The sequence below is a fragment of the Stutzerimonas kunmingensis genome (assembly GCF_900114065.1).
Lineage (GTDB): Bacteria > Pseudomonadota > Gammaproteobacteria > Pseudomonadales > Pseudomonadaceae > Stutzerimonas > Stutzerimonas kunmingensis.
In genome coordinates, this window is the sequence record NZ_FORS01000013.1 from 1 (window position 1) to 16,513 (window position 16,513).

General features: G+C 63.1%; 14 protein-coding genes. 9 read left to right on the top strand and 5 right to left on the bottom strand.

The window, feature by feature from the left end; all coding sequences use genetic code 11:
* Positions 1-202, top strand: a 202-nt coding sequence (locus BM275_RS20290) for a transposase (protein WP_139229594.1), incomplete at its 5' end; no start/stop codon positions are given.
* A gap of 161 nt (positions 203-363) precedes the next feature.
* Here BM275_RS20290 and BM275_RS20295 read toward each other — a convergent pair.
* A complete protein-coding gene (locus BM275_RS20295) occupies positions 364-1,329 on the bottom strand; it encodes a DUF1853 family protein (RefSeq protein ID WP_090523225.1) in 966 nt (321 codons plus the stop codon).
* A 212-nt stretch (positions 1,330-1,541) separates the two neighbouring features.
* Here BM275_RS20295 and BM275_RS20300 point away from each other — a divergent pair, with 212 nt between their 5' ends.
* The 8 genes from BM275_RS20300 (at position 1,542) to BM275_RS20335 (ending at position 12,101) form a co-directional block, all read left to right on the top strand.
* The gene (locus BM275_RS20300) at positions 1,542-2,429 is read left to right on the top strand and encodes an NAD(+) kinase (RefSeq protein ID WP_003280695.1); all 888 of its coding nucleotides are present in this window, start codon (positions 1,542-1,544) and stop codon (positions 2,427-2,429) included.
* Complete coding sequence (locus BM275_RS20305) at positions 2,429-3,400, top strand: metallophosphoesterase (protein WP_041014341.1); 972 nt, start codon at positions 2,429-2,431, stop codon at positions 3,398-3,400. The genes BM275_RS20300 and BM275_RS20305 overlap by 1 nt, the downstream gene beginning before the upstream one ends.
* On the top strand, positions 3,397-4,266 hold the full coding sequence (locus BM275_RS20310) for a rhomboid family intramembrane serine protease (protein WP_090523228.1): 870 nt from the start codon (positions 3,397-3,399) through the stop codon (positions 4,264-4,266). Before BM275_RS20305 ends, BM275_RS20310 begins: the two co-directional genes overlap by 4 nt.
* A gap of 61 nt (positions 4,267-4,327) precedes the next feature.
* Complete coding sequence (locus BM275_RS20315; RefSeq protein ID WP_003298300.1) at positions 4,328-4,606, top strand: YeaC family protein; 279 nt, start codon at positions 4,328-4,330, stop codon at positions 4,604-4,606.
* Positions 4,606-5,439, top strand: a complete 834-nt coding sequence (locus BM275_RS20320) for a DUF2797 domain-containing protein (protein WP_014820716.1) — start codon at positions 4,606-4,608, stop codon at positions 5,437-5,439. Before BM275_RS20315 ends, BM275_RS20320 begins: the two co-directional genes overlap by 1 nt.
* A gap of 220 nt (positions 5,440-5,659) precedes the next feature.
* On the top strand, positions 5,660-8,320 hold the full coding sequence (gene pepN, locus BM275_RS20325; protein WP_090523230.1) for an aminopeptidase N: 2,661 nt from the start codon (positions 5,660-5,662) through the stop codon (positions 8,318-8,320).
* Positions 8,321-8,731: 411 nt separating this feature from the next.
* Positions 8,732-9,730 (top strand): WD40/YVTN/BNR-like repeat-containing protein, encoded by a 999-nt coding sequence (locus tag BM275_RS20330; protein ID WP_090523232.1) that lies wholly within the window; start codon positions 8,732-8,734, stop codon positions 9,728-9,730.
* A gap of 16 nt (positions 9,731-9,746) precedes the next feature.
* Positions 9,747-12,101, top strand: coding sequence for an efflux RND transporter permease subunit (locus BM275_RS20335; RefSeq protein ID WP_014820713.1), 2,355 nt, complete (start codon positions 9,747-9,749; stop codon positions 12,099-12,101).
* A 64-nt stretch (positions 12,102-12,165) separates the two neighbouring features.
* Here BM275_RS20335 and BM275_RS20340 read toward each other — a convergent pair whose 3' ends face one another.
* The 4 genes from BM275_RS20340 to nirD form a co-directional block, all read right to left on the bottom strand.
* Positions 12,166-12,369, bottom strand: coding sequence for a hypothetical protein (locus tag BM275_RS20340; protein ID WP_090523234.1), 204 nt, complete (start codon positions 12,367-12,369; stop codon positions 12,166-12,168).
* A 149-nt stretch (positions 12,370-12,518) separates the two neighbouring features.
* A complete protein-coding gene (cobA, locus tag BM275_RS20345) occupies positions 12,519-13,256 on the bottom strand; it encodes a uroporphyrinogen-III C-methyltransferase (RefSeq protein WP_090523236.1) in 738 nt (245 codons plus the stop codon).
* Positions 13,257-13,281: 25 nt separating this feature from the next.
* On the bottom strand, positions 13,282-16,131 hold the full coding sequence (locus BM275_RS20350) for a nitrate reductase (protein ID WP_090523238.1): 2,850 nt from the start codon (positions 16,129-16,131) through the stop codon (positions 13,282-13,284).
* Between the two features lie 43 nt (positions 16,132-16,174).
* The gene (nirD, locus tag BM275_RS20355) at positions 16,175-16,504 is read right to left on the bottom strand and encodes a nitrite reductase small subunit NirD (RefSeq protein ID WP_014820710.1); all 330 of its coding nucleotides are present in this window, start codon (positions 16,502-16,504) and stop codon (positions 16,175-16,177) included.
* Positions 16,505-16,513: the final 9 nt, after the last annotated feature.

Consider the following 16,513-nt stretch of genomic DNA (forward strand, 5'->3'; position numbering starts at 1 on the left):
CAAGATCGAGAAAGCCAAGGCCCAGGTGCGCGCGAAGGTCGAGCACCCGTTCCGGGTGATCAAGCGGCAGTTTGGCTACGCCAAGGTGCGCTTCCGGGGGCTGGCGAAGAATACGTCTCAGATGGTTACGCTGTTTGCCCTGTCGAATCTGTGGATGGCTCGCCGACATTTAATGATGAACGCAGCAGAGGTGCGTCTGTGATGCAGGGAATAACCGCTGCGGCGTGCTCGCAGCGGTTGAAACACAACAGCGGACAGACGAGCTGATCGCTTTTTGATCAGCTTCTGCTTTGAAAATCAGCGGAGTCTGAAGTCAGCCAGAAATGGGCGGCTATTTCAGAGCATCCCTAGCTGTTCACGGTGTCAGGTGGATGACAGCGGACGCGCTGCGGCGCCGTTGCAGGGCCAATCATCGGCAACCAGAAACAGCCGTTCCTGCTCCAGCCAGACGCCCGATGCATCCGGTTCGAGCCGCGCCAGCAGCTGCGCCCGCGCCTGTGCCGGATTGGCGGCCTGCCAGTCGGCGAACCGGTTGGCAGCCCACAGTTCGGCTTGCGTAACACGTGCTGGCGCGAGCCAGGCCGAGCGAGCGATGGGTTGCCAGACTGCGTCGGGATTCTCGGCCTGGAATCGCGGCCAGTCAGCCTGGCGCAGCCATTTGCCCTGCAGGTGGTGCGGGTTGGCGCCAAGTGGCGGTGTGCAGCCCTGCGGCCAGGGGCGAAATAGATAGCCGCTGAGCCAGAAGCTGCTTTGCACCGGGCGGCCGGTAAGTTCAGCGAGCACCGCCAGCGTTGCTGGCTGGGTACACAGCGGCAGCTGTCGCTGGCACATATGGTCGAGTTTCAGATCGAGTCGATCGTGACTGCCGGGACCAAGCCAATGCGCGTGCCGGCTGCCATCGCCCTGCGCGAGCCCCAGGTAGAACTTCACGGCCAGCTCCAGGTGATGCACGCCCTGGTCATCGCAGAACAGCAGGTCCAGCTCGCCGAGGGTGCTGCCGTTCTGCCGGATCGGCAGATTGGCGGCGAGCAGCTGGATATCGGGTGCGTGGGACAGCGCGTATTGCCACAGCCGCTCGTAGTACAGGCCCAGTCGTCGAATGCGGTGCAGCGACAGCCAGGCTTCGAGAATCGATGGCTCGGCATCCTGTTGCCACAACCAGTTGGCCAGTCGCTCCGGCTCGCTGTTCCAGCAGCTCGCGGACAGCGGGTGACGCTGACACTGCGGTGCTTCGTTCAGCAGCGGCGGCGAGAGGATCGTCCAGGCGAGATCGCGCACCTGCGGATGCTGGAGGCGGTTGGGGAGGGCGGAAAGACTGCACAGGCTCATGAATGCAGCATAGCTGTCGGTTTGCTGATGGTCCGGCGTTTCGCTGATAATCCGCTGCCGCTGAACACTGCGGCGAGCAGGGGCTCTAACGCCTGTGCTGGAATTCAGGCGAATAGCCGATTCGTATCGGCGTCGTCGCCTGCGTGCTGCGTGTTATTTTCGAGCGCTGCGACTGCCCGCAACCATCCGCCCAGCCACACCAGGGAACGTCAATGGAGCAATTCCGCAATATCGGCATCATCGGCCGCCTGGGTAGCTCCCAGGTGCTGGATACCATCCGCCGGCTGAAGCGATTCCTCGTCGAACGCCATCTGCATGTGATTCTTGAAGAGAACATCGCCGAGGTGCTGCCGGGACACGGCATGCAGACCTCGTCGCGGCAGCGGCTGGGCGAATCCTGCGACCTGGTGATCGTGGTTGGCGGCGACGGCAGCCTGCTGGGCGCCGCCCGGGCGATGGCCAAGCACCGGGTGCCGGTACTCGGCATCAACCGTGGCAGCCTCGGCTTTCTCACCGACATCCGTCCGGATGAGCTGGAAGAGAAAGTCGCCGAAGTACTCAACGGCCAGTACACCCTGGAAAATCGCTTTCTGCTGGAGGCCCAGGCGCGACGCTTCGATGAGCCGATCGGCGAGGGCGACGCGCTCAATGATGTGGTGCTGCATCCGGGCAAATCCACGCGCATGATTGAATTCGAGTTGTACATCGACGGCCAGTTCGTCTGCAGCCAGAAGGCCGACGGTCTGATCGTGGCGACCCCCACCGGCTCCACTGCCTATTCGCTGTCGGCGGGCGGGCCGATCATGCATCCGCGATTGGACGCCATCGTCGTCGTGCCCATGTACCCGCACACGCTGTCGAGCCGTCCGATCGTGGTCGATGGCAACAGCGAGCTGAAGATCGTGGTGTCGCCGAACATGCAGATCTATCCGCAAGTGTCCTGCGACGGCCAGAACCACTTCACCTGTGCCCCGGGCGATACCGTGACGGTGCGCAAGAAGCCGCAGAAGCTGCACCTGATCCATCCGCTGGACCACAACTACTACGAAGTTTGCCGGACCAAGCTGGGCTGGGGCAGTCGCCTCGGCGGGGGCGATTGATGCAGCTTGATCCCGAACGCGGCTACGACCTTATCGGTGATGTGCATGGCTGCGGTCGTGCACTTGCGCGGCTGCTGGATCAGCTGGGCTACCGCCTGCAGGGCGGGGTCTGGCGCCATTCGCGGCGACAGGTGATCTTCCTCGGCGACATCATCGACCGCGGCCCGCATATCCGCGAGGCGCTGCATCTGGTCTACGACATGGTCGATCGTGGGCAAGCCTACTGCATCATGGGTAACCACGAGTTCAATGCGCTGGGCTGGTACATGCCGGCACCGCCGGGCAGCGGCCGGGAGTTCGTGCGTGACCGCACGCCGCGCTTCGCCCGCCTGCTGCACGAGACGTTCGAGCAGTTCGAACGGTATCCGGACGAGTGGCGAGCGTTCCGCGAATGGTTCTACGAGTTGCCACTGTTCTTGGAATCCGAGCGCTTCCGCGTGGTGCATGCCTGCTGGGACAGCTGGGTGATCGCACGCCTGCGTCCGTTTCTCAACGACGCCTGCCTCAATCCGGCAATCCTGCGCGAAGCCGGCCTGCCGGGCACCTTCATCTGCCAGGCGCTGGATCGGCTGCTGCGCGGCACAGACATGCCGCTGCCCGAGGGCATGACGCTGACCAGTGAGGAGGGTTTCGTGCGTACCTTCTTCCGCACCAAGTTCTGGGAAGAGAACCCACAGACCTACGGTGACGTGGTGTTCCAGCCCGATGGCCTGCCGGATCATGCGGCGCGCATGCCACTGTCTGCGCAACAGAAGAATCGCCTGTTCCTCTACGGTCCGGACGAGCCGCTGCTGTTCGTCGGCCACTATTGGCGGCGTGGCCAGCCGGGGCCGCTGCGCGACAATCTAGCCTGCCTGGACTACAGCGCGGTGAAGAACGGCAAACTGGTGGCCTATCGGCTGGATCAGGAAGTCTGTCTGGACCCGGCGAAGTTCGTCTGGGTCGATGTCTGCGCGGTGTTCCGAACATGAGTGTCGATGTGAGTGAAGCGCTGCGCCTGCCGCTGTCGGAAGACCTCAGCGGCTTCATTGCCCTGCTGCGCCGTCTGCGGGTGCCGTGCCGGGTGTCGGAGGAGGGCGATCAACAGGTGCTGCGCGTGCCGGTTGAGGTCGTCGAGCAGGTTCGTGACCTGTACTCACGGCATCCCCATGGCGATGACAGCGTCGTCATCGAACAGCCGCGTCGCCGCGGCGGTTTCGTCGCCGCCCTGCGCGCTAGCCCGCTGACCGCAGCAATATTGGTCATCACGCTGGTCGTCGCGGCCATCACCCTGCTTGGTGAGAATTTCGCAACGATCCGCTGGCTGAACTTCGTCGACTTCCGGGTCGATGGTGAATACGCCTACTTCGCCTCGCTGGAGCAGACACTCGCCGCCGGGCAGTGGTGGCGACTGATCACGCCGATCTTCGTGCACTTCGGCATCCTCCACCTGGCCATGAACAGCATGTGGTTCTGGGAGCTGGGGCGGCGCATCGAAGCCCTTCAGCGCGCCTGGATGCTGCTGGCGCTGACGCTGCTGTTCGGTCTGGTGTCGAACTTCGCCCAGTACCTGTTCGGCGGGCCGGGCATCTTCGGTGGGCTCTCCGGCGTGCTGTACGGGCTGCTCGGGCACTGCTGGCTATATCAGAAGCTCGCGCCCAACGAGGCCTACCGACTGCCGCCCGGCGTGGTGGTGCTGATGCTGGTGTGGCTGGTGATCTGCCTCACCGGCGTCATCGAGGTGCTCAGTTTCGGCGCGCTGGCCATCGCCAATGCCGCTCATGTCGGCGGGTTGGTCGCCGGCTGCGTGACCGGCGTGATTGGCGGCACCCTGGCGCGCCGTCGGCGCCAGCGCTGAGGCTTTTCCCTAAAGCACGGCTGCCCGGTAGAATGGCCGCTCGTTTCCCTCGGAGCTGGCCATGTCGACCTTTATCCAAACCGCCGAAAACATCACTCCCGAAATCTACCTGAACCTCAAACAGGCGCTTGAACTCGGCAAATGGGCTGACGGCCGCAAGCTGACCCCCGAGCAGAAGGAAACCTGCATGCAGGCGGTGATCGCCTGGGAGATGAAGAACCTCCCGGAAGAACAGCGCACCGGCTTCATGGGCGGTCAGGAATGTGCTTCCAAGAGCAAGAAGGCTGAGCCGGCCATCGATACCAGCCTGTTCGCTCCCGCTTCGGGAACCCGCCACTGATGCTCGAATTGGGACGTGGTGCGCTGAGCAAGATGTCGATCCAGCTCGGCGCACCGGCGCAGTATTCCTTCCGTCTGAACGACGAGCTGGTGCCGGTCAATCCGCTGATCGGCAAGACCCTGCGTCTGGAATACCTCGGCGCCATCAACTGCACCCATTGCGGTCGCAAGACCAACAAGAGCTTCAGCCAGGGTTATTGCTATCCCTGCTTCAAGAAGCTGCCGCAGTGTGATGTCTGCATCATGAGCCCGGAAAAGTGCCACCACGATTTCGGCACCTGCCGCGACCCGCAGTGGGGCATGGACTTCTGCATGACCGACCACGTGGTCTACCTGGCCAACTCGTCGGGCATCAAGGTCGGGATCACCCGTGCCACGCAGCTGCCGACGCGCTGGCTCGATCAGGGCGCCAGTCAGGCGCTGCCGATCATGCGCGTCGCCACGCGCCAGCAGTCCGGCATGGTCGAAGACCTGCTGCGCAGCCAGGTAGCGGATCGCACCAATTGGCGCGCGCTGCTCAAGGGCGATGCCGAACCCATCGACCTGATCGAAATGCGCGAGCAGATCTTCGATGCCTGTGCCGATGGGTTGCGCGAGTTGCAACAGCGCTACGGGCTGCAGGCGATCCAGCCGGTGGCGGACGCCGAGGTGCTGGAGATTCGCTATCCGGTCGACGCCTATCCGACCAAGGTGGTCAGCCTCGATCTGGAGAAGACGCCCGTAGTCGAAGGTACGCTCAGGGGCATCAAGGGCCAGTACCTGATTCTCGATACCGGCGTGATCAACATTCGCAAGTTCACCGCTTATCAGGTCGCCGCCAGCGCTACCGCGTAGGGTGGATAACGCTTCGCTTATCCACCGCTTACGGCCGGCGGGCTCAAGGATGAGCGGCCTGGAACAGCCCTGTGGAAAAGGCTTCTCCGTTTCCACCCTACAAGTCCGTCGCGACAGACGCTAAGCTCGAACTCATCCGCAGCCCGGTTTCCGGGCTGGCAGTCCATCGCCAAATTCCTGCTTGAAGCTAGCCGCTTGAAGCTCAGTCGACGAGGTTTCCATGCGTACCGAACAACCGAAAGTCATTCATCTGAAGGATTACCAGGCGCCTGAATACCTGATTGATGAAACCCACCTGACCTTCGAACTGTACGAGGACCGCACCCTGGTGCACGCCCAGTTGGTGATGCGCCGCAATCCCGAGCGCCCGGCTGGCAAGCTGCCGCCGCTGGAGCTGCACGGCCAGGAGCTTGAGCTGCAGGCCATCGCGCTGAATGACCGCGAGCTGAGCCTGGGCGACTACCAGATCAGCGAAGACTGTCTGACCCTGCAGCCGGACAGCGAAAGATTCGTCATCGACACTTCGGTGGTGATCCATCCGGAAACCAACACCGCGCTGGAAGGGCTGTACAAGTCCGGCAGCATGTTCTGCACCCAGTGCGAAGCCGAGGGCTTCCGCAAGATCACTTATTACCTCGACCGCCCGGACGTGATGAGCAAGTTCACCACCACCGTGAGCGCCGAGCAAAAGGCCTATCCGGTGCTGCTCTCCAACGGTAACCCGATTGCCAGCGGCAGCGAGGAAGACGGCCGCCACTGGGCGACCTGGGAAGACCCGTTCAAGAAGCCGGCCTATCTGTTCGCCCTGGTGGCGGGTGACCTCTGGGCCATCGAGGACAGCTTCACCACTATGAGTGGGCGCAACGTGGCGCTGCGGATCTACGTCGAGCCAGAGAACGTCGACAAGTGCCAGCACGCCATGGACAGCCTAAAGAAGTCGATGAAGTGGGATGAAGAGGCCTACGGTCGCGAGTACGACCTGGACATCTTCATGATCGTCGCGGTGAACGACTTCAACATGGGCGCCATGGAGAACAAGGGCCTCAACATCTTCAACTCCAGCGCAGTGCTGGCCCGCGCCGAAACCGCCACCGACGCCGCGCACCAGCGCGTCGAAGCGATCGTCGCCCACGAATATTTCCACAACTGGTCGGGCAATCGCGTGACCTGCCGCGACTGGTTCCAGCTGTCGCTCAAGGAAGGCTTCACCGTCTTCCGCGATTCGCAGTTCAGCGCCGACATGAACTCGGCGACGGTCAAGCGCATCGAGGACGTCGCCTACCTGCGCACCCATCAGTTCGCCGAGGACGCCGGCCCCATGGCCCATTCTGTGCGCCCGGAATCCTTTATCGAGATTTCCAACTTCTACACCCTGACCGTCTACGAGAAGGGCGCCGAAGTGGTGCGCATGATCCAGACGCTGCTGGGCGACGAGGGCTTCCGCAAGGGCAGCGACCTCTATTTCGAGCGCCATGACGGCCAGGCCGTGACGGTCGACGATTTCGTCAAGGCGATGGAAGACGCCAACGGTGCGGACCTGTCCCAGTTCAAACGCTGGTACAGCCAGTCCGGTACACCGCGCCTGGCCGTCAGCGAGCAATACGACGAGGCAGCGAAGACCTACCGCCTGACCTTCCGCCAGAGCTGTCCGCGGACACCGGGCCAGCCGACCAAGGAGCCGTTCGTGATTCCGGTGGCGCTGGGCCTGCTCGCCGCCGATGGTTCGGACATGCCGCTGCGTCTGGACGGTGAAGCCTCCGCCGTCGGAACCAGCCGCGTGCTGGCGGTGACCGAAGCCGAACAGAGCTTCACCTTCGTCGACGTCGCCGAGCGTCCGCAGCCATCGCTGCTGCGCGGCTTCTCCGCGCCGGTAAAGCTGGATTACCCGTACGACCGCGACCAGCTGATGTTTCTGATGCAGCACGATTCCGACGGCTTTAATCGCTGGGAAGCGGGTCAGCAGCTGTCGGTGCAGGTGCTGCAGGAGCTGATCGGTCAGCATCAGCGTGGGGAAGCGTTGGTGATGGATGAGCGCCTGGTCGAGGCGCTACGCAGCCTGTTGCAAAACGAGACGCTCGATGCAGCCATGGTCGCCGAGATGCTCTCGCTGCCGGGCGAGGCCTATCTGACCGAAATCAGCGAAGTGGCGGACGTGGATGCCATCCATACGGCACGCGAGTTCGCCCGCAAGCGCATCGCCGACGCGTTGTTCGAGCCGCTGTGGCAGCGCTACCAGGCCAATCGCCAAACCTCGCGCAGCACGCCCTATGTCGCCTCGGCCGAACATTTCGCCCGTCGCGCCCTGCAGAACATCGCATTGTCGTATCTGATGCTGAGCGAAAAAGCCGAAGTCGTGGAAGCCTGCCTGGAACAGTTCGAGCAGGCCGACAACATGACCGAGCGCTTGACCGCACTGGCCGTGCTGGTCAACTCGCCGTTCGAGGCTGAGCGCGACAAGGCGCTGCAGGCCTTCGCCGAGCACTTCAAGGACAACCCGCTGGTAATGGACCAGTGGTTCAGTGTTCAGGCCGGCAACCCGTTGCCCGGCGGGCTGGAACGGGTGCAGACGCTGATGCAGCACCCGGCGTTCACCCTGAAGAACCCGAACAAGGTGCGTGCGCTGATCGGTGCCTTCGCCAACCAGAACCTGGTCAACTTCCACCGCGCCGATGGCGCCGGCTACCGCTTCCTCGCCGACCAGGTGATCACCCTCAACGCGCTGAACCCGCAGATCGCCTCGCGCCTGCTGGCACCGCTGACCCGCTGGCGCAAGTACGACAGCGCCCGGCAGGCGCTGATGAGGGCCGAGCTGGAGCGCATCCTGGCGTCCGGAGAGCTGTCCAGCGATGTCTACGAAGTGGTGAGCAAGAGCCTCGCCTGACTCGACAAGGCCGATCGTGCAATGCGATCGGCCTTTCTTTTACGAGGGCCCGTTCCCAGGCACTATCCACGGCAAACAACCTTCCTGCGTATCGTGACCATCCTCTGGCGCCTCGCGTCGGATCGTCACTGCGGGATCGAAAGAGGCGGTCGGCACATACTGGCCACTGGCCCAATCAGCCTGAGTGATCACGCGTCAATCATTGCGTGAGAGTTAACAATTCATAACGTCCGGCCAATTGTGCCTGTCTGTGGAAGCTGGCTAGGATGGCCGAGCCTGCATTACAGGCCTTACCTAATAAGAATAAAGGGGGTATGTATGAGTGAGCCCGTTCAGCGGCGCACACTATCCGGCCGCGCCGTGGTTCCATGCCAGGCGAGGGCGTCGCGTCTTCACTCATCGGTTGCCGGCATGCTTTCGCTGTGCGGCGCCTTCTCACTCCTGCTGCTCGCAGCATCGGCACCCGCCCACGCCGCTACCGATGGCCAGGCCCGCTACTCGATCGAGTCGGCCAAGGCGGTATCCAATCTTCTGCTCGATATCACCCAGGCCGGCGAACGCCTCGTTGCGGCGGGCGATCGAGGCCACATTCTCTATTCCGACGATGGTGGCGCCAGCTGGATGCAGGCCAAGGTCCCGACGCGTCAGCTGCTGACGGCCATCGACTTCGTCGACGACAAGCACGGCTGGGCGGTTGGCCATGACGCGTTGATCCTGGCTACAGCCGACGGCGGTGAGAGCTGGACGGTGCAGTATGAGGATCGCGAGCGCGAGGCTCCCTTGCTGGACGTCTGGTTCGAAGACACCCAGCACGGCATCGCGGTGGGCGCCTACGGTGCGCTGCTCGAAACCATCGATGGCGGTCAGAGCTGGGAGGACATCAGTGAGCGCCTCGACAACGAGGACGGCTATCACCTGAACGCCATCGCCCATATCCAGGGCTCGGGCCTGTTCGTCGTCGGCGAACTGGGCGGCATGTTCCGCTCCTCCGATCTCGGCGAAACCTGGGAGCGCGTCGAGTCGCCGTATCAGGGTTCGTTCTTCGGGGTGGTCAGTGGTTCGGAGCCGGGGGTTGTGGTTGCCTTCGGTCTGCGCGGCCACCTGTTCCGTTCCGTCGATTTCGGCGACAACTGGGAAGGCATCGAGCTCAGCAACGGTAATGGCAATGTGCTGGAGTCCGGGCTGGCCGACGGCAATCTGCTGCGCGACGGGCGCATCGTGGTGGTCGGTCACGGCGGCGCGGTACTCACCAGCGACGATCAGGGCCGTAGCTTCAAGCTGTTCAATCGCCCCGACCGCCGTTCGCTGTCGGGTGTCACCTCCGATTCCCAAGGCAACCTGATCCTGGTAGGGCAGGGTGGTGTTCGCATCGCCTCGCCATCGGGCGCGGATCTGGCCACACAACAATAAAGCCGGGAGAGTCTGCATGACCAAGCACCACCAGAAGCCGGCGTCGTTCCTCGAGCGCCTGATCTTCAACAACCGGCCGGCAGTCGTCGTACTCTGCCTGCTGATCAGCGCATTTCTCTTCTATCAGGCGGCCCAGGTTCGGCCGCAGACCAGCTTCGAGAAGATGATTCCGCTGGGGCATCCGTATATCCAGAAGATGCTCGAGCACCAGAATGATCTGGCCAACCTCGGCAACACGGTGCGGATCTCCGTGGCAGCAAAAGATGGTGACATCTTCGCCAAGGACTACATGGAAACGCTGCGGCAGATTCATGACGAAGTGTTCTATATCCAAGGTGTCGATCGCTCCAACATGAAGTCGCTATGGAGTCCCAGCGTTCGCTGGACCGAGGTGACAGAGCAAGGCTTCGCCGGCGGTGAGGTCATTCCGCAGACCTATGACGGGTCGCCGGAAAGTCTCGATGACCTTCGCAGCAACATTCTCAAGTCCGGTCAGGTCGGGCGTCTGGTCGCCAATGACTTCAAGTCCAGCATCATCGACGTGCCGCTGATGGAGTCCTACTCGGATCCGGAAGATCGCAGCAAGCAGATCAAGCTGGACTACCAGAAGTTCTCCCACGAGCTGGAAGAGAAGATTCGCGACAAGTACGAGACGCAGAACCCGAATGTGGAGATTCACATCATCGGCTTCGCCAAGAAGGTCGGTGACCTGATCGACGGGCTGGTCGGTGTGGCGTTGTTCTTCATCGTCGCCATCGGTATCACCTTCGTCCTGCTGCTGTGGTTCACCCGTTGCCTGAAGAGCACCATCGCGGTGTTGATCACCACGCTGATCGCCGTGACCTGGCAGCTCGGCCTGTTGCACACCCTGGGCTTCGGGCTCGATCCGTACTCGATGCTGGTGCCATTCCTGGTGTTTGCCATTGGTATCTCCCACGGCGTACAGAAGATCAACGGCATCGCCATGGCCTCCGGCTATACCGAAGACCCGGTGACGGCGGCGCGCATGGCATTCCGTCAGCTGTTCATCCCCGGCATGGTGGCGTTGCTATCGGATGCGGTGGGTTTCGTTACCCTGCTGCTGATCGATATCGGCGTGATCCGCGAGCTGGCCATCGGTGCTTCGCTGGGCGTGGCGGTGATCATCCTGACCAACCTGATTCTGCTGCCGGTTGCGATTTCCTATATGGGCATCAGTCAGCGGGCGATCAAGCAGGCCCGCGAAGAAGCCTCGCGCGATCATCCGTTCTGGCGTGCGCTGTCGAACTTCGCCAGTCCGAAGGTGGCGCCGATCTCCATCACTATCGCGGTGGTCGCACTGGCGGGTGGACTCTGGTACGGCCAGAACCTGAAGATCGGCGACCTCGATCAGGGCGCACCGGAGCTGCATCCGGATTCGCGCTACAACCTGGACAATGACTTCGTTATCCGCAACTACTCGACCAGTTCCGACGTGCTGGTGGTGATGGTCAAGACCGCGCCGGAAGGCTGTTCGCACTACGACACGCTCGCCGCCATGGACGAGCTGATGTGGAAGATGCAGAACACCGAGGGCGTGCAGTCGGCGGTGTCGATGGTGTCGGTGGCGCGCCAGGGCATCAAGGGCATGAACGAGGGCAGCCTGAAATGGGAAACGCTTTCGCGTAACCAGCATGTGCTGAACAACTCCATCGCCCGTGCCGAAGGTATGTACAACAGCGACTGCTCGCTGGCACCGGTACTGGTGTTCCTCAACGACCATAAGGCCGAGACGCTGGAACACGTCGTCGCCGCGGCGAAGGAGTTTGCCGAGGAGAACAACCGCGAAGGACTGGAGTTCGTGCTGGCGGCAGGTAACGCCGGTATCGAAGCGGCCACCAACGAGGTCATCGCGGCGTCGGAAACGACCATGCTGATCGCCGTCTACCTGGCCGTGAGCATCATGTGCCTGCTGACCTTCCGTTCGCTGGCGGCCACGCTCTGCGTGATCCTGCCGCTGGTGCTGACATCGATCCTCGGTAACGCGCTGATGGCCTTCATGGGCATCGGGGTGAAGGTGGCGACGCTGCCCGTGATCGCACTGGGCGTGGGTATCGGTGTGGACTACGGCATCTACATCTACAGCCGTCTGGAGTCGTTCCTGCGCCAGGGCATGACCCTGCAGGAAGCCTACTACCAGACCCTGAAATCCACCGGCAAGGCGGTGATCTTCACCGGTGTCTGCTTGGCGATTGGTGTGGTGACCTGGGTGTTCTCGGCGATCAAGTTCCAGGCCGACATGGGTCTGATGCTGACCTTCATGTTCCTCTGGAACATGGTCGGCGCGATCTGGCTGCTGCCGGCCCTGGCACGCTTCCTGATCAAACCGGAGAAGCTGCGTCAGAAAGCGTGACAAGGCCAAAGCGCTTGCAACAAAAAACCCCGCTCTGCGGGGTTTTTTGTTGCAAGCGCTTTGGTTAAGGCTGAACCCCGTCAATCAATTTCAGTTCGAGCGGATAGCCCTGGGCAGGCTGTACTACGGTTTCGGTTTCGACGATGTTTAGAACTTTACCGCTAGGGTCTTTGGTGACCGTCACGGTCTTGCTGTATGTGCTCTGTACCACACAGCCTGAAAGCAGCATTGATGCAACTAAGGCGGCGAGATAGGCGGAAGTTTTCATTCTGTCGGCTCCAAGCATATGTGTTGGGGCGCGGAATCTACCATCATATTGCTATCATCACTACCGGCTGCATGTTGGACCGAAGCCAGTCCAGACATGCTGAGCATCAGTGTCGCCTTCGACTATCTGGGAACGTAGCCCGCCCTAGGTCATGCTGTCATGCCCTGCACCTGTATAACGGCCTGCGCGGCCACTTCGCCGATCACCAGGATCGCCGGGCTCTTCAGCTTGAAGGCCAAGGCATCGCGGCACATGCCGCCGAGGCACGAACGGCATTCGCGTTGCTGCGGCAGTGAAGCGTTCTCGATCATCGCCACTGGTGTACCGGCGGAAAGTCCGCCCTCCAACAGCCCGGCCTGCACCTGTTCCAGCTTGCTCACACCCATGTACACCACCAGCGTGGTGCCGCTTTTGGCCAGCGCCTGCCATTCCGGACTGCTGTCGTCGAGCGTGTGCGCCGTGACCAGCGTGACGCCGCGGGCCACGCCGCGCTGGGTCAGCGAGATCCCGCTCTGGGTGGCACCGGCCAGACCGGCGGTGATGCCATTGACCAGCTCGACCTCGATGCCCCGTGCCGACAGCCATTCGGCTTCTTCGCCACCGCGGCCGAAGATGCACGGATCGCCACCCTTGAGGCGCACCACGCACTTGCCCTGGCGGGCGTAACGCAGCATCAGACGGTGGATGAAGGCTTGCGGCGTGGAGCGGCAGCCGCCGCGCTTGCCCACGGGGATGATGCGTGCGTTGGGGCAGTGTTCGAGCACGGCGGAGTTAACGAGATCATCGATCATCACCACCTGCGCTTCACCCAGCGCGCGCACGGCCTTGAGGGTCAGCAGTTCCGGATCGCCAGGGCCGGCGCCTACCAGCCAGACTTTTGCGCTCATGGGGAAATCCTCGTCTTGGTTGGTATCAGGAAAGTGCGCGTTCCGGCTGGCTGGCCAGCAAACGCTTGATTTCGGGTACGCAGGAGCCACAGCTGGTGCCGCAGCCGAGCTCCTGCTTGAGGCCGGTCAGATCGAGACCGCGCTCGATGCCTGCACGGACCTTGCTCTGGCTGACATTCATGCAGTTGCACAGAGTACGGTCGTTGCTGATGGTCGCGCCGCCAGGTGGCGCGCTGAGTGGAGCCAGCAGCCAGCGACGCAACTCGGCGTCGGCACTGCCGCTTTCCCAGAGTCCGCGCAGCCACTGCCGGGCGGCGGTTTCGCCGGCCAGGCGCAGGGCGACGATGCGACCGTCCTCGATGCGTACGCGCTTGCCGACCGCGCGACGCGGGTCGTCATAGGCCAGCACCGGGCCTTCGTCGAGGCCGAGCAGGCTGTCGATGGCGTCCAGCTCGGCAGCCGTTGGCGCCGCATTCCGGGCGGCGCGGATCAGCAACGCCGAGCGTTCGCGCCCGCCGAGGCTGAAACTGGCGTAGTCGAAGGTTTCGAACAATGGCCGCAGCGCCTCGAAGCGTCGCTGCACATCGCCCTCAACCAGCGCGAAGAACTGCCAGGGCAATTCGACCTGTTCGACTTCGATGCCGGCGTGCTTGAGTTCCGGCTGTTTCGACAGCGGATCGACGCTGGCCAGGGTCAGTACGTTGCTGCCCAGCCCCTTGAGAAAGCGATCGCCCCAGTGCATCGGCAGGAAGGTCTGGCCGGCACGCAGGCTGTCGTCCTTCTGTACCGGGAGGATCAGGCTGCCGCGACGGCTCTTCACCTTCACCAGCTGGCCGTCCAGCAGACGCCGGCGGCGCATGTCATCAGCGTTCATTCCGAGCAACGCTTCTTCGACATGGCCGAACAGCCGCGCCGCGGTGCCAGTGCGGCTCATGCCGTGCCACTGGTCGCGCAGCCGGCCGGTATTGAGCGTGAGCGGATAGCGCGCCTCGCGCTTTTCCTTCGGCGCCTGGTAGTGCTCGGCGATGAAACGGGCGCGGCCATTGGCAGTGGGAAACACACCGTCATCATAAAGCCGCGCGGTGCCTTGTTCGCTGCCTGGCGGAAACGGCCATTGCTGCGGACCGAGGGTATCGATCAGTGCGTAGCTCAGGCCGCTGTAGTCCAGATCGCGGGCGGCGGTGAGCGGCTTGTACTCCTCGAACAGCGCTTCGGCATTCTCGAAAGTGAACAGGCTCGGCTGGCCGGGGCGCAGGTGACGTTCCAGGCGTCGGGCGAAATCGCAGGTGATCGCCCAGTCCGCACGGGCTTCGCCTGGGGCCGGCACGGCGCGGCGCACGTGGCTGATACGACGCTCGGAGTTGGTCACGGTGCCTTCCTTCTCGCCCCAGCTCGCGGCCGGCAGCAGAAGGTCGGCGTGGCGGCAGGTTTCGGTGGTGAAGAAGGCTTCCTGCACCACGACGAAGGGGCAGGCGGCCAAGCCCTCATGGACTTTCTGCTGGTCCGGCAGCGACTGAGCCGGGTTAGTGCAGGCGATCCACAGCGCCTTGATCTTGCCGGCGCGCACCGCCTCGAACAGCTCGATGGCGGACAGGCCAGGCTGTTTTGGCAGCTGCTCGACGCCCCAGTAGTCCGCGACTTCGGCACGGTGTTCGGCGTTGGCCGCTTCGCGGTGACCGGGCAGCAGATTGGACAGGCTGCCGGTCTCACGACCGCCCATAGCGTTCGGTTGGCCGGTGAGCGAGAAAGGCCCGGCGCCCGGCTTGCCGATCTGCCCGGCGGCCAGGTGCAAATTGATCAGCGCGCTGTTCTTGGCGCTGCCGGCAGTGGACTGATTCAGCCCCATGCACCACAGGCTTAGAAAGCTCGGCGCCCCATGACGCGCAGGAGCTGCTGCACTCGGTGCGGCCGCGTTAAAAACCGGCTCGGGATGCTCATTTACTGCATGTAAACTCCGCTCCCTCGCCGTTTTTTGCCTTGCCGCCCCTTCGCTCGCGACGCTCCTGCGCGCCCTGGGTTTTCCAATCAGCCGTGCGCAGGTTTGCAGATCATCTACAGAGATGCCGCAGAGGTCGGCGACCATTGCCGGGGTGTAGTCGCGCACCAGGCTTTTCAGCGCATCGAAGCCTTCGGTATGGGCGTCGATGAAGCGGCGGTCGATCCAGCCTTCCCACATGAGGATATGCAGCAGCCCGTGGAACAGCGCGACATCGGTGCCCGGCAGGATCGGCAGGTGCAGGTCGGCCAGCTCGCTGGTGTCGGTACGGCGCGGGTCGACGACGATGATGGTCATCTCCGGTCGCTTCGCCTTGGCTTCCTCCAGACGGCGGAACAGCACCGGATGCGCATAGGCCATGTTGCTGCCGACGATCAGCAGGCAGTCGGCTTGCTCGATGTCCTCGTACCTGCAGGGTGGGGCGTCGGCGCCCAGGCTGCGCTTGTAGCCGACCACCGCCGAGGACATGCACAGCCGCGAGTTGGAATCCAGGTTGTTGGTGCCGACTAGGGCACGGGCCAGTTTGTTGAAGGCGTAGTAGTCCTCGGTCAGCAGCTGGCCGGAGACATAGAAGGCGACGCTGTCCGGGCCGTGCTCGCGGATGGTCTCGGCGAATACGCTGGCCGCGTGCTCCAGGGCACTGTCCCAGTCGGTACGGCTGCGCGCCAGGCCCTTGCCCAGACGCAGCTCGGGGTAGAGCGCGCGAGCGTCCAGATCGCCGGTCAGGTGCAACGTCGAGCCCTTGCTGCACAGCTTGCCGAAGTTGGCCGGATGGCTGGGGTCGCCGGCCACATCGAGGATGCGCTCGCCGTCGTGCTCGATCAGCACGCCACAGCCGACACCGCAGTAGCAGCAGGTCGAGGCGGTTGTCATACGCATGGCGTCGTCTCCTGGGAAAAGGTGCTGGTCAACTGCGGTGTGTTCAGGCCGCGCATTCCTTGCGCTGGTTAAGCGAAAGCTGCACGCGACCATTCTCGACGCGCGCCTCGTGGCGGTGGGCGCAGCCGACGTCGGGCGCTAGTGCTTCGCCGCTTTGCAGATCGATCTGCCAGTTGTGTAGCGGGCAGGCGACCTGCTTGCCGTAGACGATCCCTTGCGACAGCGGGCCGCCCTTGTGCGGGCAGCGGTCGTCGAGGGCGAAGACCTGATCGTCGGAAGTACGGAATATCGCGATATCGCCCTTGGGGCCGGCGATGATGCGCGAGCCGAGCGGGTTGATCTCATCCAGTGCGCAGATATCGAGCCAGTTCATGCGGTGTTT